The organism is Formosa sediminum (genome assembly GCF_007197735.1).
Taxonomy (GTDB): domain Bacteria; phylum Bacteroidota; class Bacteroidia; order Flavobacteriales; family Flavobacteriaceae; genus Formosa; species Formosa sediminum.
Genome location: NZ_CP041637.1, coordinates 1,455,138 through 1,477,096 on the forward strand (window position 1 = coordinate 1,455,138; position 21,959 = coordinate 1,477,096).

Annotated in this window: 20 protein-coding genes; 13 read left to right on the top strand and 7 right to left on the bottom strand. The window is 33.3% G+C overall.

The window, feature by feature from the left end:
• Positions 1-3: 3 nt before the first annotated feature.
• The 5 genes from FNB79_RS06340 to surE are packed head-to-tail and all read right to left on the bottom strand — an operon-like array spanning position 4 to position 4,780.
• The gene (locus tag FNB79_RS06340) at positions 4-2,028 is read right to left on the bottom strand and encodes a ComEC/Rec2 family competence protein (RefSeq protein ID WP_143380513.1); all 2,025 of its coding nucleotides are present in this window, start codon (positions 2,026-2,028) and stop codon (positions 4-6) included.
• Between the two features lie 19 nt (positions 2,029-2,047).
• Positions 2,048-2,608 carry a C40 family peptidase gene (locus FNB79_RS06345; protein ID WP_143380514.1) on the bottom strand — a complete coding sequence of 187 codons (561 nt, stop codon included), beginning with the start codon at positions 2,606-2,608 and terminating at the stop codon, positions 2,048-2,050.
• Positions 2,609-2,617: 9 nt separating this feature from the next.
• Positions 2,618-3,727, bottom strand: coding sequence for a lipid-A-disaccharide synthase (gene lpxB, locus FNB79_RS06350; RefSeq protein ID WP_143380515.1), 1,110 nt, complete (start codon positions 3,725-3,727; stop codon positions 2,618-2,620).
• Positions 3,727-4,011 carry a hypothetical protein gene (locus FNB79_RS06355; protein ID WP_143380516.1) on the bottom strand — a complete coding sequence of 95 codons (285 nt, stop codon included), beginning with the start codon at positions 4,009-4,011 and terminating at the stop codon, positions 3,727-3,729. Before FNB79_RS06355 ends, lpxB begins: the two co-directional genes overlap by 1 nt.
• Entirely contained in the window at positions 4,004-4,780 is a 777-nt protein-coding gene (gene surE, locus FNB79_RS06360) for a 5'/3'-nucleotidase SurE (protein WP_143380517.1), read from the bottom strand. Before surE ends, FNB79_RS06355 begins: the two co-directional genes overlap by 8 nt.
• A gap of 155 nt (positions 4,781-4,935) precedes the next feature.
• Between surE and FNB79_RS06365 the strand changes: the two genes are divergently transcribed.
• Together FNB79_RS06365 and FNB79_RS06370 are read left to right on the top strand one after the other, a co-directional pair.
• The gene (locus tag FNB79_RS06365) at positions 4,936-7,104 is read left to right on the top strand and encodes a carboxy terminal-processing peptidase (RefSeq protein WP_143380518.1); all 2,169 of its coding nucleotides are present in this window, start codon (positions 4,936-4,938) and stop codon (positions 7,102-7,104) included.
• Between the two features lie 7 nt (positions 7,105-7,111).
• Positions 7,112-8,206, top strand: a complete 1,095-nt coding sequence (locus tag FNB79_RS06370; protein ID WP_143380519.1) for an ABC transporter permease — start codon at positions 7,112-7,114, stop codon at positions 8,204-8,206.
• On the opposite strand, the gene yihA is transcribed toward FNB79_RS06370, so the two are convergent.
• Both yihA and FNB79_RS06380 read right to left on the bottom strand, forming a co-directional pair.
• A complete protein-coding gene (gene yihA / locus FNB79_RS06375) occupies positions 8,203-8,808 on the bottom strand; it encodes a ribosome biogenesis GTP-binding protein YihA/YsxC (protein WP_143380520.1) in 606 nt (201 codons plus the stop codon). The genes FNB79_RS06370 and yihA overlap by 4 nt on opposite strands.
• Positions 8,809-8,817: 9 nt before the next feature.
• Entirely contained in the window at positions 8,818-9,585 is a 768-nt protein-coding gene (locus FNB79_RS06380) for an alpha/beta fold hydrolase (protein ID WP_143382573.1), read from the bottom strand.
• 293 nt (positions 9,586-9,878) lie between these two features.
• On the opposite strand from FNB79_RS06380, the gene mraZ reads away from it, so the two are divergent.
• The 11 genes from mraZ to FNB79_RS06435 all read left to right on the top strand — a co-directional run bounded on the left by mraZ (position 9,879) and on the right by FNB79_RS06435 (position 21,959).
• A complete protein-coding gene (gene mraZ, locus FNB79_RS06385; protein ID WP_143380521.1) occupies positions 9,879-10,349 on the top strand; it encodes a division/cell wall cluster transcriptional repressor MraZ in 471 nt (156 codons plus the stop codon).
• Positions 10,336-11,232 (top strand): 16S rRNA (cytosine(1402)-N(4))-methyltransferase RsmH, encoded by an 897-nt coding sequence (gene rsmH, locus FNB79_RS06390; RefSeq protein ID WP_143380522.1) that lies wholly within the window; start codon positions 10,336-10,338, stop codon positions 11,230-11,232. The genes mraZ and rsmH overlap by 14 nt, the downstream gene beginning before the upstream one ends.
• Positions 11,229-11,546, top strand: coding sequence for an FtsL-like putative cell division protein (locus tag FNB79_RS06395; protein ID WP_143380523.1), 318 nt, complete (start codon positions 11,229-11,231; stop codon positions 11,544-11,546). Before rsmH ends, FNB79_RS06395 begins: the two co-directional genes overlap by 4 nt.
• A 63-nt stretch (positions 11,547-11,609) precedes the next feature.
• Entirely contained in the window at positions 11,610-13,562 is a 1,953-nt protein-coding gene (locus FNB79_RS06400; RefSeq protein WP_143382574.1) for a penicillin-binding protein, read from the top strand.
• Positions 13,559-15,022 carry a UDP-N-acetylmuramoyl-L-alanyl-D-glutamate--2,6-diaminopimelate ligase gene (locus tag FNB79_RS06405; protein ID WP_143380524.1) on the top strand — a complete coding sequence of 488 codons (1,464 nt, stop codon included), beginning with the start codon at positions 13,559-13,561 and terminating at the stop codon, positions 15,020-15,022. The genes FNB79_RS06400 and FNB79_RS06405 overlap by 4 nt, the downstream gene beginning before the upstream one ends.
• 1 nt (position 15,023) lies before the next feature.
• A complete protein-coding gene (gene mraY, locus FNB79_RS06410) occupies positions 15,024-16,265 on the top strand; it encodes a phospho-N-acetylmuramoyl-pentapeptide-transferase (RefSeq protein WP_143380525.1) in 1,242 nt (413 codons plus the stop codon).
• Between the two features lies 1 nt (position 16,266).
• Entirely contained in the window at positions 16,267-17,598 is a 1,332-nt protein-coding gene (gene murD, locus FNB79_RS06415; RefSeq protein ID WP_143380526.1) for a UDP-N-acetylmuramoyl-L-alanine--D-glutamate ligase, read from the top strand.
• Positions 17,598-18,794 carry an FtsW/RodA/SpoVE family cell cycle protein gene (locus tag FNB79_RS06420; RefSeq protein ID WP_143380527.1) on the top strand — a complete coding sequence of 399 codons (1,197 nt, stop codon included), beginning with the start codon at positions 17,598-17,600 and terminating at the stop codon, positions 18,792-18,794. The genes murD and FNB79_RS06420 overlap by 1 nt, the downstream gene beginning before the upstream one ends.
• Positions 18,794-19,891: an undecaprenyldiphospho-muramoylpentapeptide beta-N-acetylglucosaminyltransferase gene (gene murG / locus FNB79_RS06425; RefSeq protein WP_143380528.1), complete on the top strand. Its 1,098-nt coding sequence runs from the start codon at positions 18,794-18,796 to the stop codon at positions 19,889-19,891. Before FNB79_RS06420 ends, murG begins: the two co-directional genes overlap by 1 nt.
• Positions 19,892-21,244 (top strand): UDP-N-acetylmuramate--L-alanine ligase, encoded by a 1,353-nt coding sequence (gene murC, locus FNB79_RS06430; RefSeq protein WP_143380529.1) that lies wholly within the window; start codon positions 19,892-19,894, stop codon positions 21,242-21,244.
• Positions 21,234-21,959 (top strand): cell division protein FtsQ/DivIB, encoded by a 726-nt coding sequence (locus FNB79_RS06435; RefSeq protein ID WP_143380530.1) that lies wholly within the window; start codon positions 21,234-21,236, stop codon positions 21,957-21,959. Before murC ends, FNB79_RS06435 begins: the two co-directional genes overlap by 11 nt.

Below are 21,959 nucleotides of genomic sequence, written 5' to 3' on the forward strand. Positions count from 1 at the left end.
GCTTTAGTTTTTAAAAATATATGCTCCCTTTTTACCTGTTTGGTGAAAAGGGATTTTTTTATAATCACAAGTTGTTTTCCAGCGTTTAATGTAAGATGTATAATTGCTGCCATCTGCAATGACGACATTGGGTTGTATAGAATCTATTACACGGTTTAAATTTATTTTAGGTGAATTAGTAAGTAAAATATAATTTGGCTTAAAAGAACTAACTTTATATACTGCTAAGCTATCAATTATGAGTAATTTTTTGTTTTCTATAGTGTACACAGGCTTTAAAAGGGTATTGCTATAAGTTTGTATACCTTTAGAATTAATATACGCTTTTATAGGGTAGCTTTTAGAGAGGTCTGAAGAATCTGTATGGTGTATTTTTAAATCGTATTTAGTTAAGCGTGTAATTATGCTTTTTCTGTTTTTATGAAATATAATCCACTCTTCATTAGAACGTGACCATGCGCTATAGATTAAATTGGTTTGAAGCAATATGCATGACAATAAAACCAAGGTTACCGATTTAAATTTTGGATTTGTATATAAATAAATTAAACAAAGCATTATAAAGTATATGCAAATTAGTGTACTGAGTTCTATGGAGAGGGCACTAAATAAAAATTGATCTTGTCCTGCAATCCAATTTACTATAGCATTCATTAAACTAATAGTCTTATTAAAAAGAGTAACTAAAATATGAGGTAATAGCTGCAACATTGCTAATGCAATTATTAGTATGCCTAAACCCAATATATAGCCTAAAAAAGGCACGATTAATAAATTAGAGAGAAAGAATAAGCCAGGAAACTGATGAAAATAATAAATACTTAAAGGTAAAACGCCCACTTGTGCAGCAGTAGTAACTGTAAGCGTATTCCAAGCTATTCTAATCAGTTTGTGTTTCGGAAACCATAAACTATTAAGTTTAGGCTGTATGGTAATAATGCTTAGCACTGCCAGATAACTTAACTGAAAGCCTACATCAAAAATAAGTAGTGGCTTAAATAAAAGAAGTAAAAATGCAGAAATTGCGACGGTATTAAATGTGTTAGCGGGTCTGTTAGCGTTTATACTAATAGTTAATAAAGTAAACATAAGTGTCGCTCTGCTTACAGAGGGCGATAGTCCTGTTAAAAAAGCAAAACTCCACATTAATATAATAATACAGATGGTTTTTATAGGTTTGCCATAAGGGAGTCGTTCTAAAGGCCTGCAAACAAAATTTAATAACAAAAGTAATATCCCAACATGTAAACCAGAGACTGCTAATATATGTATAACGCCAGCTTTAGTGTAATTTGTGTATAATGATTCTGATATATCTTGACGCTGGCCAAGTAGTAAAGCATTTATAATTGCAAATTCATCTGTACCAAATGGGTAACTTTTTAATTGCTTGTATATGTATTTATTTAGTTTATATGCTAGCCCGAACACAGAATGTTTAGTAGCCTTAAGTTCTAATATCCTAGATTTACTTGTGGTGATCTGTTGGTAAATATACTGTCGCTCTAAATAGACTTTGTAATTAAATTGAGCTGGGTTTAGTGGCGGAGAAATGTTCTGTAAAGTGTCTGTAGTTAATAATACACTATCTATGTCGTATTGCTTAAATAAAGAGTCTTTTTTTATGTTAATTAAAGCTGTTCCTGAAACTGTCTTGTCATCAATTTTTAAAATATCAATTACATATTTATCATAATATGCATTAGGTTTTAGAATGTCTTTAATTTTAAAAGTAATATATCTTTCTGACGTTTTTAAATGGGAATAATGAGATTTTCGTAACTTTTCATTGTGAATATTTACATTAAATATTCCGATAAAAATCATGAGTAAAAAGGCAAGACAACCAAAAGATGCAGGAGGCTTAAAGCTAGAGATGTTTAGCTTTAAAATTACACCCAGCACACCAAGTAATACAACACAAATTATGGCAGTCCATTCTAAAGGTATGTATATATAATATCCTATACAAATACCTAAAATTAAAAAGAATGTGAGTTTTACTATTATAAAGTGACCTAACTTCATAACAGTAAGGTACTAATAATTAGAGAATTCTGCGAGCTTCTTTAAAGGAATAATACCAATAACGTTCTGCTAACGAAGATGTTATAACGCCTTTGCTTGTGGTGGAATGAATAAACTCCACATTACCAGTTCTAGATGCAACAACTAAACCCACATGATTAATAGTATTTCGTTTTGGGTTGGTCTGAAAAAATAAAAGATCTCCAACTTGTACATCTTCTATATTAATTTTAGATCCTTCTAGGGCCATGTCTCTAGAAACTCGAGGTAAATCAATATTATAAGCTTTAAAAGTTTCATAAACTAAGCCAGAACAATCCATGCCTTTAGTTGTAGTTCCGCCATATTTATAACGCACCCCTTCAAATTGTTTTGCATAATCGCGTAATTCTGTTCCTAAATGTTTGGATGCTTCACGGTCTATTGGTGCTAAAACAGCGTCGTTAGATGTGCTGTTTGTTTCAATAGTATTATTCGATGCAGATATGCTATTTGTTTTAGAATACGAGGTCGTTTTTTTAGTAGATTTACAACTACTTATGCAAATAAGTAAACATAATAGTAGGGATAATTTATGCATATTAAGGGGTTAATTTAGGGCTTTATAAATGTGTTCGGCTGTTTTTTTACTTGCGCCTTTACCTCCAAGTTTCTTTTCTAAGTCGTAATAATTAATAAAAAACTTAGTGCGTTCATAAGGATCTAAAATAAGATTCAGTTCTTTTTTTAAATTCTTGGATGTAAATTCGTCTTGAATCAGTTCTTTAACTACAGGTTTGTCCATAATTAAATTCACTAATGAAATATATTTTAAAGTAATAATACGTTTTCCTATTTGGTAAGACAACCAGCTGCCTTTATAGCATACAACTTGTGGAACTTTAAATAAAGCGGTTTCTAAAGTGGCGGTACCAGAGGTAACCAATGCAGCATAAGATACGCTAAGCAAATCGTAGGTTTTATTTGCAATAAAATGCACTTCTGTGTTTTTTATAAACTGTTGGTAATACTCAAAATCTTGACTAGGAGCGCCTGCAATAACAAATTGATAATCTGGGTAGTCATTAATAATACTAAGCATAACTGTTAGCATTTTTTTTATTTCTTGCTTTCTGCTACCAGGTAAAATTGCAATTATTGGTTTGTCGTTTAAGTTGTGTTCTTTCCTAAAGACAAATTCATCAACTTGATTTCTATCTGCAATAGCATCAATTAAAGGGTGGCCTACAAAAGTAACATCGTAATTATACCTGTCGTAAAACGATTTTACAAACGGCAAAATTACATACATATTGTCTATATCGCGTTTAATTTTGTTAACACGACTAGCTCTAGACGCCCAAACTTGTGGCGATATATAATAATTTGTACGGTAATGATTTTGCTTTGCCCATTTTGCAATACGTAAATTAAATCCGGAATTATCAATAAAAATTATAACATCAGGATTATATGTTGCAATATCAGATTTGCAAAACGAAATGGCTTTTAAAATTTTAGATAGATTAGTTATAACTTCGGCAAAGCCCATAAAAGCGCGTTCTTTGTAATGGCTTACTAAAGTGCCTCCAACATTTTGCATGAGATCTCCTCCCCAAAACCTAAAATTGGCATTGGTATCTACTTCTTGTAGTGCTTTCATTAAATTAGCACCATGTAAATCGCCCGAAGCTTCTCCTGCAATAATGTAATATTTCATTATAAAAATTTAAAAATAAAAGTAAAAACAGCAATGCAAACGGTAGCTAAAATGACACCTCTTGCTCTATAGTCTTGTCTCTTTTTTATAAAAATAAAAAATGCTGCTAAATTTAAAACGGCACCTATACTAATTAGTTTTCCTAAAAAATCTTCTGCAGCAGCAGCTTTAATCACCATTATAATATCATCTCCTTGGCCAAGTATTAAAGCGGCCAAAAGTAATCCCATGAGGTTTGCTATTACGCCTACAATAAATCCTATAAAAACTTCTTTTTTAATCATTTAAATTCCAAGTGTTAATTTGTTTTATACTTTGGTATGCTGTTAGGTCAAATTGTACGGGGACTATAGATACATAATTATGTTCTAGAGCCCATTCGTCTGTGTCTTCACCTTGGTCTAAATTTTCAAATTTTCCAGCAAGCCAATAATAATCTTTACCCATAGGGCTTTGTCTTTTATCAAATTGTTCTACCCAATTTGCGCGTGCTTGTCGGCAAACACGAATGCCTTTAATGTCTTTTTGTGGAACATTAGGAATATTTACATTTAAAACTACACCTTGTGGTAAGCCATGAGCTATAGTATTTGTTGTAATTTTTCTTATAAAAGATTCCGAGTGTTCAAAATTAGCACTCCAACTGTAATCAAGTAAAGAGAAGCCAATAGCCGGAATTCCTTCAATACCAGCTTCTATTGCAGCACTCATAGTTCCCGAATAAATTACATTTATTGAAGAGTTAGAGCCGTGGTTTATTCCGGAAACACATAAATCTGGTTTGCGTTTTAAAATTTCTCGTACACCTAATTTTACACAATCTGCTGGAGTTCCTGAGCAGCTGTATTCTTTTTGAGGGCCGTTATCGATGGTTACTTTCTCAACATAGAGAGTAGAATCTACCGTTATGGCATGTCCCATTCCGCTTTGGGGACTATCGGGAGCAACTACAACAACCTCCCCAATTGTGTTCATTATTTTTATTAAAGTTCTAATTCCTGGGGCAGTTATACCATCGTCATTAATAACTAAAATGAGTGGCTTTTTAGACATGTTTTGTGTTTTAAAATAGCTATGCTAAAATACATAAAATATGACTGAAACTTCGATTTTGTTCAGTTTAACAAAAAATTACCTTATATGGATTTTTATTGGCATAGTTTTTTCTCTACTTTAGTGAAAAATATACGATGCATTTTTATAGGCTTATGAAAAGGAATTACAGATATTTAGTATTATTATTGTTATTAGCTTCGGCTTCTTGCAGTTTTACCACTAAAACTTTTAGCGATCCAGACAAGGATAAATTATTAGTTCAAGTTATAACTTACGTATTAGAACGTGGTCACTTCGACCCTAAGGCATTAGATGATAGTTTTTCTGAAGAAGTATACGATAATTATTTAGATGCTATAGATCCCTTAAAACGATATTTTTACGAATCGGATATTAAAGAATTTGAAAAGTATAAATATAATTTAGACGATCAACTAAAAGCGTACGATATAACTTTTTTTGATATTACTCACGAACGATTATTACAAAGAATGGAAGAGTCTAAAGTGCTTTATAAAGCCATTTTAGCAGAGCCTTTTGATTATTCTATAGACGAAGAATTTAATGTAGATTATGAAAATAAATCTTACGTAAATTCTAAGAAAGAGATGAAAAACCGTTGGAGACAGCAACTAAAGTTTTCTACCATTTCTAATTATGATGATTTAAAAACAGAAGAACGTCAGAATAAAGAGAATGATCCCGACTACAAATTAAAGTCTGAAGCAGAGATTGAAAAAGAATCTCGAGAATCAACTTTAAAATCTATAGATAATTATTATACAGATTATATAGACGATTTAGAGCGTAACGATTGGTTTACAATGTATGTAAATGCTGTAGTAGAAGGTTTCGATCCGCATACTTTTTATTTTGCCCCAGAAGACAAAGATAGATTTGACCAGCAAATGTCTGGTAAGTTAGAAGGTATTGGTGCCAGATTGCAAAAGAAAATGGATAATGTTAAAATAATGGAACTAATTTCTGGAGGGCCTGCTTGGAGAGGTAAAGAATTGGAAGTTGGAGATGCTATCTTAAAAGTACGCCAAGAAGACGAGAAAGAAGCTGTTAACATTGTTGGGATGCGTTTAGACGATGCTATTAAATACATTAAAGGTCCTAAGGGTACTGAGGTAATATTAACCGTAAAAAAAGTAGATGGGTCGACCAAAGAAATTACAATTGTAAGAGACATTGTAGAACTTGAAGAAACCTATGCGAAATCATCTATTGTAACTAAAAATAATACAAAATATGGAGTTATTAATCTTCCTAAGTTTTATGTTGATTTTGAAGATTATAATAGCAGAAATGCCGCTTCTGATATTAAAATTGAAATTGATAGATTGAAAGCAGAAGGTATGCAAGGTCTTGTTTTAGATTTAAGAAATAACGGTGGAGGATCTTTGCAAACTGTTGTAGATATGGCAGGATTATTTATTAAAGATGGTCCTATTGTACAAGTGCGCTCTACAGGAGAACCTAAAGAAATTTTAAGAGATAAAGACGAGTCTATAGAATGGGATGGTCCACTTGTTATCTTGGTTAATGAATTATCTGCTTCAGCTTCTGAAATTTTAGCTGCAGCAATGCAAGACTACAAGCGTGGTATAATAATAGGTAGTAAACAAACGTATGGTAAAGGTACAGTACAGAATGTATTAGACTTAAATCGTATGGTGCGTAATAATAGTAATGGAGATTTAGGTGCACTTAAGTTAACTACACAAAAATTTTATAGAATTAATGGTGGTTCTACACAATTAGAAGGCGTTAAAAGTGATGTAGTTGTTCCAGATCGTTATAGTTTTATTGATATAGGAGAGAAAGATCAGGAAAATCCGTTACCATGGGATAAAATAGCTCCTGCAGATTATACCTTATGGAATGGATATTTTGACTACGATACAACGATACAGAAAAGTAAAGAGCGTATGAGTAATAATTCTCAGCTTAATTTAATTGCAGATAATGCAAAATGGATTAAATCTAAAATGGATGAAAATACATTTAATTTAAATTATGAGAAGTATAAACAGAAGCTAGATTTAAATGAAGAAGAAGCTAAGCGTTTTGAAAAAATAGCCGATTATAAATCAAACCTTACGTATTCGTCTTTACCTTATGAAGAAGCTTTGTTTGCAAAAGATTCTACTTTAAGAGAAAAACGTGAGCGTTGGCACGAGAGCTTAACGCAAGATGTATATGTAGAAGAGGCGGTTAATGTACTTGAAGATTTAAAAAATGCATATGCAATAAAAGAAGAACTAGCAGCTGCGGCACCTAAAAATTCGCCAAAAGTTAATTCTTCTAAAAATTAAATAATAAATGAGTGGTAAAACTCAATCTTTAAAACAATTAGCGCTCCAGAAATTTAAACGCAATTTCTGGGGCGTTTTTAGTTTCTTTTTTATTTTTTTAGTAGGGTTAGTTGCAATTTTTGCATATGCTTTGGCTCCAGACCATTCTCAATATGCTAACCAAATGCATTTGTCTATTCATTCTAAAGCTCCTGGCTTTACTGTAAATATGCTAACTCTTCCATCAGAAATTAAAAACACCCAAAATGTTTTCGATAAGTTGTTTTTTGGAACAGTGAATACCGAGACAGAAGTGCCTATTTCTAAATACCAAATTAAAGAGCATACATTATTATATACAGAGTATGCTGCAGATGGATTGATAGGTGAAGAAAAACAATTAGATTTAGATCTATACTCTGATAAAGAACAAGCAAAATTAGTAACTACAAAAACCTTTTATTTAGGTACAGATAAATATGGTCGAGATGTTTTAAGTCGTGTACTTGTTGGGGCTAGAATATCTTTTTTTATTGGTTTTGTAGCTGTGTTTATCTCTGTATTAATTGGTTTAACTCTAGGAAGTCTTGCGGGCTATTATGGTGGGAAAGTAGATGCAGTTATTATGTGGATAATTAACGTAACATGGTCTATTCCTACTTTGTTATTGGTAATTGCCATTACATTAGCATTGGGTAAAGGGTTTTGGCAAGTATTTATAGCCGTGGGTTTAACCATGTGGGTAGAAGTGGCTCGTGTAGCTCGAGGACAAATTATTAGTGCAAAAGAAATGCAATATGTTACGGCTGCTAGAGCTTTAGGTTATACAGATTATAGAATAATTTCTAAACACATTTTGCCAAATATTATGGCGCCCATAATTGTAATTTGTGCGGCTAACTTTGCATCTGCCATATTAATAGAAAGCGGGCTAAGCTTTTTAGGAATTGGTGCACAGCCACCAATGGCAAGTTGGGGAGCTATGATTAAAGATCATTATAATTATATTATACTCGGAAAACCGTATTTAGCTATTATTCCTGGTTTTTGTATTATGTCTTTGGTGATGGCATTTATGTTAATGGGAAATGCTTTGCGAGATGCACTAGATGTTAAAAGTTAATCTATTTTAAGATTATTATTGGTATCTTCAATATAGTGTAGTAATTCTTCTTTCCCAATTTCTTTAGACGATGACGTTATAAAGTAATTAGGCATAGCTTCCCAAGTTTCAAGTAAAACATCGCGGTAATCATTAACATGGTTTTCTATAGCCATGGGTTTTAGTTTATCTGCTTTAGTAAAAATAATAGAAAACGGAATGTTATGCTCGCCTAACCAAACCATAAATTCTAAATCGATAGGTTGCGGTTTATGGCGGATATCAACCAAAACAAATGCAGATATTAATTGTTCTCTTTTATTAAAATATTGCGTAATAAATTTCTGGAAAGTTTTTTTTGCGCTTTTAGATACTTTGGCGTATCCATATCCAGGTAAATCAACAAGAAACCACGAGTTATTAATTAAAAAATGATTTATTAATTGTGTTTTTCCTGGTCTTCCAGAGGTTTTGGCAAGACTTTTACGGTTAGTAAGCATGTTAATAAGCGACGATTTTCCAACATTACTACGCCCGATAAAAGCGTATTCAGGAATTCTGTCTTTCGGACATTTAGACACATCCGAATTACTCATTACAAACTCAGCCGATTTAATTTGCATAATTATTAACTAATATAGTGCTCTAGATTTAAGCCATGCATCTAGTATGTTATTAAATTCTTCAGGATGTTCCATCATCGCTGCGTGTCCACATTTATCAATCCAATATAAATCAGAATCTGGCAACAAATTGTCAAATTCTACAGCAACTTCTGGAGGCGTAACATTGTCGTTTTTACCCCAAATGATACATGTAGGAATATTCATGTTAGGTAAATCTTTAGCCATATTATGCCTGATAGCACTTTTTGCAATTGCTAACGTTTTAATTAGTTTATTACGGTCGTTAACCGTTTCGTAAACCTCATCAACTATTTCTTTTGTGGCTACTGCAGGATCGTAAAAAACATCTTGAGCTTTTTTCTTGATAACTTCGTAGTCACTTCTTTTAGTGTAACCACTTCCCATAGCGCTCTCGTACAAACCAGAGCTGCCAGTTATAACTAATGCTTTTACTTTTTCAGGAAACAGTTTTGTATGGTATAGGCCTATATGTCCACCTAAGGAATTTCCTAGTAAAATAACATTGTCAAATCCTTTGTATTCTATAAAATCATGCAGGTAATTTGCGAAACTTTTTACATTTGTTTTTAGTAAACTCATGCTGTAAATAGGCAATACAGGAATTACTATTTTGTAACCCTTAGTACTGAAGTAATCAGAGACTGCGTCAAAGTTACTCAATCCACCCATTAAACCATGTAATACAATTATAGGTTGTCCTTCACCCACTTCTAAGTAGCTAAAATTCTTTTCTTTTTTTAAGCGATGCGTCATTAATTTGTCATTATCATCAACAAACAAATATAGGTATTTCATTTTTATAAAGACCTATTTAATCCTGCTCAGCTTAAATACTTTTTAAGATTAAATGTTAATAGTAAAATAAGTAATTATTCTGCTTCTCTAATATATTTTAAGTCAGGTGTTAAGCGGTTTTTTGTGTATTTAAACCCTAATTTATATAAACTTTCAATATAAACTTATCAACAAAGTGGTATAATGTGGTAAAAAGTGGTATATTTTTCAATATATTTGACAATTGAAGAATCTAATTCTAAAAATCTGTTTTGAACTCATTAATAGGTACATACGAATGTAAAGTAGACGCGAAAGGCAGAATGATGCTTCCTGTTTCGTTGAAAAAGCAGTTGAGTGCCGTGTTGCAAGATGGGTTTGTGGTAAAACGATCGGTGTTTAATCCGTGTTTAGAATTGTATCCAATGCAGGAGTGGAATGTGCTAATGCAGAAGATTAATAAGCTAAATAGGTTTAAAAAAAAGAATGTAGATTTTATTAGAAAATTTACTGCAGGTGTAAAAATGGTAGAGGTAGATGGTACGGGCCGGTTGTTAATACCTAAAGACTTAGCAGTTTTTGGAGGTATTTCTAAAGATATTGTTGTGGCTTCGGCTGTAAATATTGTTGAAATCTGGGATAAAGATAAATATGAATTAAGCATAAGTGGCTCAGCTGATGATTTTGCAGATTTAGCTGAAGAAGTTATGGGACAAGACGATGAAGCATATGGAATATCATAACCCGGTATTGCTAAAAGAAACCGTAGATGGTCTTAATATTAAGGAAGACGGTGTTTATGTAGATGTGACTTTTGGTGGTGGCGGACATAGTAAAGAGATTTTAAGACGATTGGGGCCAAACGGAAAATTGTTTGCTTTCGATCAAGATCCTGATGCTCTTGAAAATGCTTTAGAAGATGATCGTTTTCAGTTAATTCATGAAAACTTTAGATATGTAAAGCGGTTTTTGCGCTTTTATGGTGCAAAGCAGGTTGATGGGGTTTTGGCAGATTTTGGAGTGTCGTCTCATCAATTTGATGTTGCAGAACGTGGTTTTTCAACACGTTTTGAAGCGGAGTTAGATATGCGCATGAATCAAAAAAGTCAGCTTTCAGCTTATCATGTTATAAACGAATATGATGAGGAGCAACTAAAGCAAGTGTTGTTGCAATATGGAGAGTTGCGTGCAGCACCAGCTATGGCAAGATTAATTGTTGAGTCTCGTGAACAAGAGGTTGTAAAAACAAGTAATCAATTAAAAGCGGTTTTAAAAAAGTTTTTGTCGCCTAAGCATGAAAATAAAATTTTAGCACAGATATATCAAGCGATTCGTATTGAAGTGAATCAGGAAATAGAGGTGTTAAAAGAGTTTTTATTGCAAATGCCAGAAGTCTTAAAGCCTCAGGGGAGATTGAGTTTGATAAGTTATCATTCATTAGAAGATAGACTAGTTAAACGTTTTATTAGGAATGGAATGTTTGAAGGTGAGCCTGAGCGAGATGTTTTTGGAAATTTTGAAGTACCATTAAAAAAAGTAGGCGGTTTAATTGTGCCGTCTTCTGAAGAAATAAAAAACAATAATCGAGCGCGCAGTGCTAAGCTTAGGATTGCAGAAAAGATATGAGAAAAAGTGCTTATAGTTTGTTTAAGGGCAAGTTTCTTGTTAGCGACGATTCGTTTAAAAACTGGCGAATTATTGTGTTTGTGTCGTTTTTGGCTTTTATAATGATAGCAAGTTCGCACAGTGCAGATAGGAAAGTGCATGAAATAGCAAGGTTGGGCGATGAAGTTAAGGAGTTGCGGTCTGCTTTTGTAGATGGTCGATCCCGTTTAATGCGGATTAAAATGGAATCGTCAATAGTAAAAAAAATGTCTGAGAAGGGTTTGGTGCCTTCAGAAATTCCACCAAAAAAAATTAAAGTAAATATTAAAAATTAGAGTTCAAACTTGGCAACAAACGAAAAGAACATATTAAACCGATTGTATTTTGTGGCAGGATGTATGTTTATTTTTGCCATGGCTGTACTTTTTAAATTGTGTACGATTCAATTTGTTGATGGAGATAAATATCGTAGTCTGGCAGAAAAACGTACAATAAAATCTGTTACTATACCTGCTAATAGAGGGAATGTTTATGATTCAGAAGGCAGTTTGTTAGCAACATCAGTGCCTAAATACGACATCCGTTTTGATGCGGTTACTCCAACTTCTAAAACCTTTGAAAAATATTTAAAACCGTTGTGTGATTCGCTTCATGCATTTACAGGTAAGCCTTCAAGTTATTATCAGAATATATTGCGCAAAGCAAGAGCAAATAGAAATAGGTATTATTTAATTGCCAGAAATATTGGGTATTCAGATTACATCCGTTTGCGCAATTTTCCGCTTTTAAACCTAGGAGCTTTTAAAGGTGGGCTTATTGTGGAACAAAAAACAAAACGCGAACATCCAATGGGAGGTATGGCGGAGCGTACAATTGGTTATGAGCGAATAGACGATCAAGGGAATGTTACACGTCCAGGTATTGATGGTGCATTTGGAGTGAAATATTTGCGCGGAACCGATGGTAAGCGTTTAAAGCAAAATATAGGAAAAGGACAGTGGAAGCCTATTGCAGATTACAATCAAGTAGAGCCTAAAGATGGGTACGATGTGTATACAACCATTAATGTAAATATACAAGATATTGCACATCATGCTTTGTTAAAACAATTGGAATATTATGAAGCTGAACATGGTTGTGTAATCGTTATGGAGGTGGAAACTGGAGCCATAAGAGCTATTTCTAATTTAGGAAGAACAAATAGTGGTGGGTATTATGAGAAGCTAAATTATGCGGTAGGAGAATCTCATGAGCCTGGTTCTACGTTTAAGGTTATGGCCTTAATGGCAGCTCTAGAAGATAAGGTTGTAGATACATCTACAGTTATAGATACCAAAAGAGGGTCAAAACGTTTTTATGGGCGTTCCATTACCGATTCTCATCATGGTGGGTTTGGCGAAATTTCTGTGGCGCGTGCCTTAGAGGTATCGTCTAACATTGGTTTGGCTACTATTATAGATGATAATTATTCAAAAAACCCAGAGAAATTTATAAACAGATTAAAATCTTGGCATTTAGACCAGCCTCTAGGAATTCCTATCAAAGGGGAAGGAAAGCCAATGATTCCTGAGCCTGGAGATTCTAAATGGAGTAGAAATGCATTGCCGTCTATGTCTTATGGGTATAATTTAAATTTAACTCCGTTACAAACATTAACGTTTTATAATGCTATTGCCAACGATGGTGTTATGGTGAAGCCGCGTTTTATTTATAGTGTAAAAGAATTAGATGAATCTATTGAGGTGTTTGATAAAGAGGTTATTAATGAAAAAATTGCATCAGAGAAAACGATAAAAGAAATACAAGCAATTTTGGAAAATGTGGTAAAACACGGTACAGGAAAAACGTTGTATAATCCGTACTTCTCTATGGCGGGAAAAACGGGGACAGCACTGACGGAATACTGGATGGCAGACTGGAAAGAGAATAAGCGTTATGTGTCGTCTTTTGCAGGGTATTTCCCGGCAGATCATCCTAAATATTCTTGTATTGTGGTTATACATAAACCAAGTATAGAAAAAGGGTTTTATGGCGCAGATGTGTCTGGACCTGTATTTAAAAGAATTGCTCAAAAAATATTTACAGATACTCCAATTATTGATGAGGTAAATACGCTTCAGGTGGTAGATGAAACTGTAGACAAAGAATTTGAGACGTTTTATAAAACGGCTCAAACTTATAAAACAATTATGCCAACTGTAATAGGTTTACCTGTTATGGATGCGGTAGCATTATTAGAGAATTTAGGATTGGAAGTAGAGATGGATGGTCTTGGAAAAGTAAAATCGCAATCTATTCCTAAAGGACAAAAAGTGAAGAAAAATCAAAAAGTAGTTTTAAAGATATCGTGAGTTTATTAAAAGACATATTATATAAAGTAGCTATAGATACTGTTGTTGGGGCAACCAATATACATGTAAATAATATTGCTTTCGATTCAAGAAAAATTGAGTTGAATGATGTGTTTGTGGCAATTTCAGGAACTGTCGCGGATGGTCATGGTTTTATTGAAACGGCTATAAATAAAGGTGCTTTAGTTGTAGTCTGTGAACACATACCAGAGCAGCGTGTAAATGGAGTTACTTATATTAAAGTTGAAGATACTAAAGTGGCTTTAGCAATAATGGCTTCTAATTTTTACCAAAACCCTTCAGAGAATTTAAAACTTGTAGGTGTAACAGGGACTAACGGAAAAACTACTATTGCAACGTTATTATATCAATTATTTAAAGCGGCTGGTTATAAAGTAGGGTTGCTTTCAACGGTTAAAATTTTGATAAATGATACGGTGTATCCTGCTACACATACCACTCCAGATTCGTTAAACATCAATGCGTATTTAAGTTTAATGAATCAAGAAGGTGTTGAGTTTTGTTTTATGGAAGTGAGCTCGCATGGGATTCATCAAAAACGTACAGAGGGGCTTCATTTTGTAGGAGGAGTCTTTACAAACTTGTCGCACGATCATCTAGATTATCACAATACATTTGCTGAGTATCGTGATGTTAAAAAAACATTTTTCGATCAGTTGCCAAAAACGGCTTTTGCGCTTGTAAATGTAGATGATAAAAATGGAGAAGTGATGCTTCAAAATACTAAAGCTGCAAAATATACTTACGGATTAAAAAATTACGCCGATTATAGAGCACAGATTTTAGAAAATCAATTTACAGGATTGCTATTAAAAATCAATGATAATGAAGTTTGGTCTAGATTAATCGGACATTTTAATGCTTCTAATTTATTGGCCATTTACGGTGTAGCAGAATTGCTAGGCTTAGAAAATGATGAAACGTTAAGATTGATAAGTGGATTAGAAAGTGTGACCGGAAGATTTCAGTATTTAATTTCAGATTCAAAAATTACAGCCATTGTAGATTATGCACATACGCCAGATGCTTTACAAAATGTATTAGAAACGATAAACAGTATTAGAACTAAAAATGAAGATTTAATTACTGTTGTGGGTTGCGGAGGAAATAGAGATAAAACCAAGCGCCCTAAAATGGGACGTATTGCTGCTGCTATGAGTACCAAAGTGGTGTTTACAAGTGATAATCCTAGGTTTGAAGATGCTAATGCTATTATTGAAGAAATAGAACAAGGTGTAGAGCCTATGTATTTTAAAAAAACAATGTCTATTTCAGACAGAAGACAAGCTATTAAAACAGCTTGCCAATTAGCGCAGCCTAACGATATAATATTAATTGCAGGTAAGGGTCATGAGACTTACCAAGATATAAAAGGAGAGCGTTTCGATTTTAACGATTTCGAAATTGTAAATCAATATTTAAAACAGCTAGAGAAATAATATGCTATACTATTTTTTCGAGTATTTAGAGAAACATTATCAGTTCCCAGGAGCTTCGTTGTTTGGTTTTATAACCTTTCGAGCGGCTGTTGCAATCCTGATGTCTTTAATGATTTCTACAGTGTATGGAAAGCGTATTATTCGTTTTTTACAACGTCAGCAAGTCGGAGAAACTATTCGTGATTTAGGTTTAGAAGGACAAACTGAAAAAGCAGGAACGCCAACTATGGGTGGAATTATTATCATTCTAGCGACTTTAATTCCAGTGGTCTTATTAGCAAAGTTAGATAATGTTTATATCCTTTTACTTATAGTTACTACAGTATGGATGGGAACTATTGGTTTTATAGACGATTATATAAAGAAATTTAAAAACGATAAAGAAGGGTTAAAAGGTAAGTTTAAGGTGTTAGGACAAGTAGGATTAGGTCTTATTGTTGGTGCTACTTTGTATTTTAATCCGAATGTAACTATAAAAGAGAAGCTTCCAGAAGCACAACAAAAAGAGATTATAGCAGAGGATCCTAATGCGTTACCTGGGAAGTTTTTCGCTGCAGAAGAGCAATCAACTAAAACAACAATTCCATTTATTAAAGGGAATGAGTTTAATTATTCTGATTTAATTACTTGGATTAGTCCAGAATTAGCAAAATATGCATGGGTGTTATTCATTCCTATTGTCATTTTTATTATAACAGCAGTTTCTAATGGTGCTAATCTTACAGATGGAATAGATGGTTTGGCTGCCGGAACTTCTGCAATTATAGTGTTTACTTTGGGAATTTTTGCTTGGGTATCTGGTAACATAATTTTCTCAGATTACTTAAATATTATGTATATCCCGCGTGTTGAAGAAATTACCATTTATATCGCTGCATTTATGGGGGCTTTAGTTGGGTTTTTATGGTACAATACGTACCCGGCACAAGTGTTTATGGGAGATACGGGTAGTTTAACAATTGGTGGAATTATTGCTGTTATAGCAATAGCAGTTAGAAAAGAATGGTTAATTCCAGTGTTATGTGGGATCTTTTTAGCAGAAAATTTATCGGTGGTATTGCAAGTGAGTTACTTTAAATACACCCGTAAGAAATATGGTGAAGGTCGACGAATTTTTAAGATGTCGCCTTTACATCATCACTATCAGAAATCCGGGTATCACGAAAGTAAGATTGTTACGCGCTTTTGGATTATAGGAATTCTTTTGGCGATTATAACCGTTGTAACCTTGAAAATTAGATAATATGAAGCGGTTGGTTATTCTTGGTGGAGGAGAAAGTGGTGTGGGCACAGCGCTTTTAGGAAAAGAAAAAGGGTTTGATGTGTTTGTTTCTGATAAAGGAAAAATAAAAGACAAATATAAAAACGTTCTTATACATCATGAGATTGCTTGGGAAGAATTACAGCATACGGAAGCTAAAATTCTAAATGCAGATGTGGTTATGAAAAGCCCAGGTATTCCAGACAAAGTGCCGTTGGTAAAGCAGTTAATTGAAAATGGCGTTTCTGTAATTTCTGAAATAGAATTCGCAGCGCAATTTACAACAGCAACCATAGTTGGAATTACTGGAAGTAATGGAAAAACAACAACTGCTAGTTTAACCTACCACATCCTTAATCAGGAGTTAGATGTTGGTTTGGCAGGTAATATAGGGGATAGTTTTGCGAAACAAGTTTTAGAATACAATTTTAAAAACTATGTGCTTGAGATTAGTAGTTTTCAATTAGATGGCGTACAGGATTTTAAACCACATATTGCAGTAATAACCAATATTACACCAGATCATTTAGATCGGTATAATTATAATTTTGATGCATATATCGCTTCAAAATTTAGAATTGCAATGAATCAAACAAAAGAAGATTACTTGATTTATGATGCAGATGACCCCGTATTAGTAGATTGGCTTGAAAGGCATCCAGTACAATCTCAATTATTGCCATTTTCACTAGTAAAACCTGTAGAAAATGGTGCGTATTTAGAAAAAGAAAATATTAAAATAACAATAGATAATAACCAGATAATTATGTCAGCAAGAGACCTAGCATTAGAAGGTAAGCATAATGTTAAAAATGCAATGGCTGCATCAACAGTGGCGCACTTATTAAAAATAAGAAAGCAAACTATTCGTGAGAGTTTAGAGAATTTTCAAGGCGTAGAGCACCGTTTAGAGCATGTTTTAAAAATTAACAAGGTCCAATATATAAACGATTCAAAAGCAACAAATGTAAATGCTACATATTATGCTTTAGAAAGCATGTCAGCACCTACAGTTTGGATTGTTGGCGGTGAGGATAAGGGGAATAGTTATGAAGAATTATATTCATTTGTAAATACTAAAGTTAAAGCAATTATTTGCTTAGGTGTAAATAACGAAAAGTTGTTGCAAAACTTTGGTAACATGGTTGATGTAATTGTTGAAACACAATACATGAGCGAAGCAGTGAAAATTGCTTATAAAATAGCAGAAGCAGGTGATAATGTATTGTTGTCTCCAGCATGTGCTAGTTTTGATTTGTTTGAAAATTACGAAGATAGAGGAAGACAATTTAAAGAAGCTGTAAGAAATTTATAATGCAAGAGTTTTTAAAAAAATTAAAAGGAGATCGTTCCATTTGGGCCATTGCTGCATTGTTAGCATTGTTCTCATTTTTACCGGTATATAGCGCGGCAAGTAATTTGGCGTATATGCGTGGTAACGGTAGTACTTTTGCTTTTTTCTTAAAACATTTTGTGCATTTAGGGGTGGGGTTTTTTATTATGTATGCTGTACATCTTATGCCTTATCGTTATTTAAGAGGGTTATCAATGGTTTTTATACCTGTGGCTTTGGTGTTATTAGGTGTAACGATGTTTCAGGGTACAACAATTGAAGGAGCAAATGCTAGCCGATGGATTCAAATTCCTATTGTAGGAATGTCGTTTCAAACATCAACTTTTGCTTCAGTAATATTAATGGTTTACGTAGCGCGTTATATGTCTAAAATGGTAGATAAACCTATTACATTAAAAGAGTCAATTTTACCACTTTGGATGCCTGTTTTTTTAGTGCTTATATTAATTTTGCCAGCCAATTTTTCAACAGCAGCATTAATTTTTTTAACGGTGTTAATTTTAGTGTTTTTAGGAGGATATCCTATTAAATATTTAGGTTTAATATTGGGCTTAGGCGTGTTGTCTTTAACATTATTTATTTTGGTAGCAAAAGCTTTTCCCGATGCTATGCCTAACCGTGTAGATACTTGGATGAGTCGTATAGAAAACTTCTCGAATGGAGAAGATACCGAAGAGGATTACCAGATAGAAAAAGCAAAGATTGCTATAGCATCTGGAGGTATTCAGGGTGTGGGACCAGGAAAAAGTGTTCAGAAAAACTTTTTACCACAATCATCTTCAGATTTTATTTATGCTATAATTATTGAAGAATACGGTTTAATAGGTGGGGTGATTTTAATGGTAGTGTATTTGTGGTTTTTGTTTAGAGTCATTATTGTTTCGCATCATGCGAAAACCATTTTTGGTACACTCGTGGTGCTTGGTGTTGGTTTACCTATAGTGATTCAGGCTTTAATAAATATGGCCGTTGCCGTAGAGTTGTTTCCTGTAACCGGACAAACATTGCCATTAATTAGTAGTGGAGGAACATCAATTTGGATGACTTGTTTGGCGATAGGAATTATTTTGAGTGTAAGTGCTAGAAGTCAAACTTCAGCAAAAGAAGAAGAAATAGGTGAAGAAAATCCGTTAGAAATTTTATCGGAAGCAATATAATGAGTAAAACGTATCGTATCATATTATCAGGAGGAGGCACCGGCGGACATATTTATCCAGCGATTGCCATTGCCAACGAATTAAAACAGCGTCACCCAGATGCTAAGTTTCTTTTTGTAGGTGCAAAAGATAGAATGGAGATGGAAAAAGTGCCACATGCGGGTTACGATATAAAAGGTTTGTGGATTTCAGGTATTCAGCGAGAGCTGACTTTAAAAAATTTAATGTTTCCCTTTAAGTTAATTAGCAGCTTATTTGTGTCACGTAACATTATTAAAAAATTTAAACCCGATGTGGTAATTGGTACTGGTGGTTTTGCTAGTGGTCCATTATTATATGTAGCAGCTGGAAAACAAATTCCGAGTTTAATACAAGAACAAAATTCGTTTCCAGGTGTAACAAATAAGTTGTTATCTAAAAAAGTTCAGAAAATATGTGTAGCCTACGATGGTTTAGAACGATTTTTTCCTGAACATAAGATTATTAAAACAGGAAACCCAGTACGTCAAGGGTTGTTAGATATACAGTCTAAAAGAGCAGAAGCATTGGCGTTTTTTAAACTTGTGCCAGAAAAAAAGACCTTATTGATTTTAGGCGGTAGTTTAGGGGCTAAGCGAATAAATGAATTAATAGAAAAAGAAATTGATTACTTACAAACCCGCAATGTGCAAATTATTTGGCAATGTGGTAAGTTGTATTACGAAGCTTATAAAATTAATGGAAATACAAAACATGTTCAGGTGCATGCGTATTTAAATAATATGGATTTTGCTTATGCTGCTGCAGATGTTATAATATCTAGAGCAGGTGCAAGTTCGGTTTCAGAATTATGTATAGTGGGTAAGCCGGTTATATTTATTCCGTCACCAAATGTAGCAGAAGATCATCAAACTAAAAATGCCATGTCTATTGTTAAAGAACAAGCTGCTATTTTAATTAAAGAAAGTGATTTAGATGTCGATTTTGAAAATAAATTTTCTCAATTAATAGAATCTAAAGAAAAGCAAAACGCTTTAAGTGAAAATATTAAAAAACTAGCATTAGTAAATGCCACAAAAGATATTGCTAACGAAGTAGAAAAATTATTAAATATTTAAATGAATTTAAACAGCATAGATAACGTTTATTTTATTGGTATTGGCGGAATAGGTATGAGCGCTTTGGCTCGCTATTTTAAAGCTAATAACAAGCATGTTGCTGGGTACGATAAAACACCTAGTGATGTCACTCGTGCATTAGAGACTATAGGTATTGCTGTTCATTTTAAAGATTCAATTGCAAATATTCCAGAACCATTTTTAAATTACGATACCACTTTAGTGGTGTATACACCAGCTGTACCAACAGATAATATGGAGTTGGTATACTTTAAAAATAATAAGAGTTTTAGTGTTCTTAAGCGTTCAGAAGTATTGGGATTAGTTACAGAAAATACATTTTGTTTGGCTGTTGCTGGTACGCATGGAAAAACTACAACTTCAAGCATATTAGCGCATTTATTGTATGAGTGTAATGTTGGAGTAACTGGTTTTTTAGGAGGTATAAGCGAAAATTATAACTCAAATTATATTTCTAAGGGCACAGAAGTTTCTGTAGTTGAGGCGGATGAATTTGATCGTTCGTTTTTAACGTTGTCGCCAGATATTGCTTGTATAACCTCTATGGATGCAGATCATTTAGATATCTATGGCGAAGCAGAAGTGTTACAAGAATCGTTTGTTGCATTTTCTAATAAGATTAAGGATAATGGCATACTGTTTGTGAAAAATGGCTTGCCTATAGATGGAATAACTTACGGTATTGAAGATGATTCTGATTATACCGCACAACATATAAGAATTGAAGATGGAGGTTATGTGTTTAATATGAAAACACCAACAACCATTTTAGAAAATTTTAAATTTAACCTACCTGGTAGACATAATTTGTCGAATGCATTAATAGCCTTGGCGATGGCTGTCGAGTATGGTTGCCCTCACCCACAGCTCGCCAATGCTTTAGCATTATACAAAGGGGTTAAAAGACGTTTTACATACCAAATAAAAACAGAAAATTTGGTGTTTATAGACGATTATGCACATCATCCAGAAGAGATTAATGCCGTTTATGAAGCGCTTAAAGAGATGTATCCGGGGAAAAAAGTGTTAGCTGTATTTCAGCCACATTTATTCACGAGAACACGTGATTTTGCAGATGATTTTGCCAAACGATTATCTCAATTTGATGAAGTATTGTTATTGGATATTTATCCAGCTCGAGAAGTTCCGATTGATGGAGTTACATCTGAGTGGTTAATGAGTAAAATAGAACTTGAAAATAAGAAACTGGTTTTAAAATCAGATCTTATTTCTAAAATAAAGGCGAGCAAAGCAGATGTAATTGTTACAATGGGAGCCGGAGATATAGGTATAGAGGTTGAACGCATAAAAACAGCACTACATGGCAAATAAAATAGATTGGGGTTATGTAAAATTGTTCCTGTTATCGGGTTTACTTGTATTTCTATTTGCATTCGCTTCTGTGCGAAATGGACATAGAAAAGTGTCTGAACCCATAATTCGTTTTCAAGGAGACAATAATCTATATATTACTCATGAAAATGTTAGTAACTTGTTAATACAAAACGAGAAAGAGGTGTTAAATTTGAATAAAGAAATTTTAGATTTGAATACTTTAGAATTAGCCCTGAATTCTAACCCTCTAATCAAATCGGCAGAAGTCTATGTAGATATAAATGGTTTGTTAACTGCTGATATAGAACAGAAAGAACCTATTGCTCGTGTATTGGACAATACATCTTACTATATTGATGACGAAGGTAAATATATGCCATTATCGTCAAATTATACGGCAAGAGTACCGTTCGTAGTAGGACATATTGATGAAAATAATTTGAGTAATATTTTTAAAATTGCTCAGAAAGTTTATAATGATATTTTTTTAAAGACTCATGTTGTAGAAATTCACCAAAAAGAAAATCTAAACGTGTCTTTAAAGTTAAGGCAACACCAGTTTGACGTGTATTTAGGAGATTTAAATCAGTTAGATAAAAAAATAAATAATCTGAAAGTATTTTATAAAAAAGCTTTAAAAGAGGAAACTCTTGATGATTATAAGATTATTAATTTGCAATTCGATAACCAAGTGGTGTGCACCAAAAACTAA

Bases quoted from the DNA above. Each gene is read 5' to 3' on its own strand.
- FNB79_RS06340 (WP_143380513.1), bottom strand. From the start codon at position 2,028: ATGAAGTTAGGTCACTTTATAATAGTAAAACTCACATTCTTTTTAATT.
- FNB79_RS06345 (WP_143380514.1), bottom strand. From the start codon at position 2,608: ATGCATAAATTATCCCTACTATTATGTTTACTTATTTGCATAAGTAGT.
- lpxB (WP_143380515.1), bottom strand. From the start codon at position 3,727: ATGAAATATTACATTATTGCAGGAGAAGCTTCGGGCGATTTACATGGT.
- FNB79_RS06355 (WP_143380516.1), bottom strand. From the start codon at position 4,011: ATGATTAAAAAAGAAGTTTTTATAGGATTTATTGTAGGCGTAATAGCA.
- surE (WP_143380517.1), bottom strand. From the start codon at position 4,780: ATGTCTAAAAAGCCACTCATTTTAGTTATTAATGACGATGGTATAACT.
- FNB79_RS06365 (WP_143380518.1), top strand. From the start codon at position 4,936: ATGAAAAGGAATTACAGATATTTAGTATTATTATTGTTATTAGCTTCG.
- FNB79_RS06370 (WP_143380519.1), top strand. From the start codon at position 7,112: ATGAGTGGTAAAACTCAATCTTTAAAACAATTAGCGCTCCAGAAATTT.
- yihA (WP_143380520.1), bottom strand. From the start codon at position 8,808: ATGCAAATTAAATCGGCTGAGTTTGTAATGAGTAATTCGGATGTGTCT.
- FNB79_RS06380 (WP_143382573.1), bottom strand. From the start codon at position 9,585: ATGACGCATCGCTTAAAAAAAGAAAAGAATTTTAGCTACTTAGAAGTG.
- rsmH (WP_143380522.1), top strand. From the start codon at position 10,336: ATGGAATATCATAACCCGGTATTGCTAAAAGAAACCGTAGATGGTCTT.
- FNB79_RS06395 (WP_143380523.1), top strand. From the start codon at position 11,229: ATGAGAAAAAGTGCTTATAGTTTGTTTAAGGGCAAGTTTCTTGTTAGC.
- FNB79_RS06400 (WP_143382574.1), top strand. From the start codon at position 11,610: ATGTTTATTTTTGCCATGGCTGTACTTTTTAAATTGTGTACGATTCAA.
- mraY (WP_143380525.1), top strand. From the start codon at position 15,024: ATGCTATACTATTTTTTCGAGTATTTAGAGAAACATTATCAGTTCCCA.
- murD (WP_143380526.1), top strand. From the start codon at position 16,267: ATGAAGCGGTTGGTTATTCTTGGTGGAGGAGAAAGTGGTGTGGGCACA.
- FNB79_RS06420 (WP_143380527.1), top strand. From the start codon at position 17,598: ATGCAAGAGTTTTTAAAAAAATTAAAAGGAGATCGTTCCATTTGGGCC.
- murG (WP_143380528.1), top strand. From the start codon at position 18,794: ATGAGTAAAACGTATCGTATCATATTATCAGGAGGAGGCACCGGCGGA.
- murC (WP_143380529.1), top strand. From the start codon at position 19,892: ATGAATTTAAACAGCATAGATAACGTTTATTTTATTGGTATTGGCGGA.
- FNB79_RS06435 (WP_143380530.1), top strand. From the start codon at position 21,234: ATGGCAAATAAAATAGATTGGGGTTATGTAAAATTGTTCCTGTTATCG.